This window comes from Pseudomonas agronomica, assembly GCF_025917275.1.
In the GTDB taxonomy this organism is placed as follows: domain Bacteria; phylum Pseudomonadota; class Gammaproteobacteria; order Pseudomonadales; family Pseudomonadaceae; genus Aquipseudomonas; species Aquipseudomonas agronomica.
The window spans coordinates 1-1,904 of sequence record NZ_JAOSHO010000737.1 but is presented as its reverse complement, the minus strand read 5'-3'; the positions used below and the strand labels follow the sequence as shown (position 1 = coordinate 1,904).

Below are 1,904 nucleotides of genomic sequence, written 5' to 3'. Positions count from 1 at the left end.
CCGAACCCGGAGCCGGCCAGCAGCTTCGCCGAGCGCAAGCGTCTCTTCGACTTGCCGCGTTCGGCCTGGACCGACTACGACACCAGCATCATGTCCGAAGGCGGCGGCATCTTCTCGCGCAGCGCGAAGAGCATCGCGATTTCGCCGCAGATGAAAGAACGCTTTGACATCAAGGCCGACAAGCTGACCCCGACCGAGCTGCTGAACGCCTTGCTCAAGGCGCCGGTGGACCTGTTGTGGAACGGCGGTATCGGTACCTACGTCAAGGCCAGCACCGAAAGCCACGCCGATGTCGGCGACAAGGCCAATGATGCGCTGCGCGTGAACGGCAACGAACTGCGCTGCAAGGTCGTGGGCGAGGGCGGCAACCTGGGCATGACCCAACTGGGTCGCGTCGAGTTCGGCCTCAATGGCGGCGGTTCCAACACCGACTTCATCGACAACGCCGGTGGCGTGGATTGCTCCGACCACGAAGTGAACATCAAGATCCTGCTCAATGAAGTGGTGCAGGCCGGCGACATGACCGACAAGCAACGCAACCAGTTGCTGGCGAGCATGACCGACGAAGTCGGTGGCCTGGTGTTGGGCAACAACTACAAGCAGACCCAGGCCCTGTCCCTGGCGGCCCGTCGCGCCTTTGTGCGGATCGCCGAATACAAGCGCCTGATGAACGATCTGGAAGCCCGGGGCAAGCTGGACCGCGCCATCGAGTTCCTGCCGACCGAAGAGCAACTGGCCGAACGTGTCGCGGCGGGCCATGGCCTGACCCGTGCCGAACTGTCGGTGCTGATCTCCTACAGCAAGATCGACCTCAAGGAAGCGCTGCTCAACTCCCTGGTGCCGGACGATGATTACCTGACCCGCGACATGGAGACGGCTTTCCCGCCAACCCTGGTGAGCAAGTTCTCCGAGGCCATGCGTCGCCATCGCCTGAAGCGCGAGATCGTCAGCACCCAGATCGCCAACGACCTGGTCAACCACATGGGCATCACCTTCGTCCAGCGGTTGAAAGAGTCGACGGGCATGAGCCCGGCGAACGTGGCCGGTGCTTATGTGATCGTTCGGGACATCTTCCATCTTCCGCACTGGTTCCGTCAGATCGAAGCCTTGGACCACCAGGTCTCGGCCGACGTGCAACTGGAGCTGATGGACGAGCTGATGCGCCTGGGCCGCCGCGCCACGCGCTGGTTCCTGCGCAGCCGCCGCAACGAACAGAACGCTGCCCGTGACGTCGCTCACTTCGGTCCGCACCTGGCGGCGTTGGGCCTCAAGCTCGACGAACTGCTGGAAGGTCCGACCCGCGAAGGCTGGCAGACCCGCTACCAGGCCTACGTGGCGGCCGGTGTGCCGGAGTTGCTGGCGCGCATGGTTGCCGGCACTACGCACCTGTACACCTTGTTGCCAATCATCGAGGCGTCCGACGTCACCGGCCAGAACGCCGCCGACGTGGCCAAGGCTTACTTCGCCGTGGGTAGCGCCCTGGACATCACCTGGTACCTGCAACAGATCAGCGCACTGCCGGTGGAAAACAACTGGCAGGCCCTGGCCCGTGAAGCGTTCCGCGATGACATCGACTGGCAGCAACGAGCGATCACCATCTCGGTCCTGCAGGAAGGCGACGGTAGCCAGGACGTGGAAACCCGTCTGGCGCTGTGGCTCGAGCAGCATCACGAAATGGTCGAGCGCTGGCGCGCCATGCTGGTGGACATCCGTGCCGCCAGTGGCACCGACTACGCCATGTACGCGGTCGCCAACCGCGAACTGTTGGACCTGGCGTTGAGTGGTCAGGCGGTCGTGACGGCCAACTGATCCACCGTTGAATGAAAAAACCCCGCATCGAGAGATGCGGGGTTTTTTATGGGCAATGTTTCAGCCTGGGGGGCAGGATGCTCTTGTGGCGAGGG

At 63.3% G+C, this 1,904-nt stretch carries 1 protein-coding gene; it reads left to right on the top strand.

Annotation, left to right across the window (positions count from 1 at the left end; translation table 11 throughout):
* A partial coding sequence (locus OC610_RS26685) for an NAD-glutamate dehydrogenase (protein ID WP_264432222.1) occupies positions 1 to 1,809 on the top strand: 1,809 nt, incomplete at its 5' end.
* Positions 1,810 to 1,904: the final 95 nt, after the last annotated feature.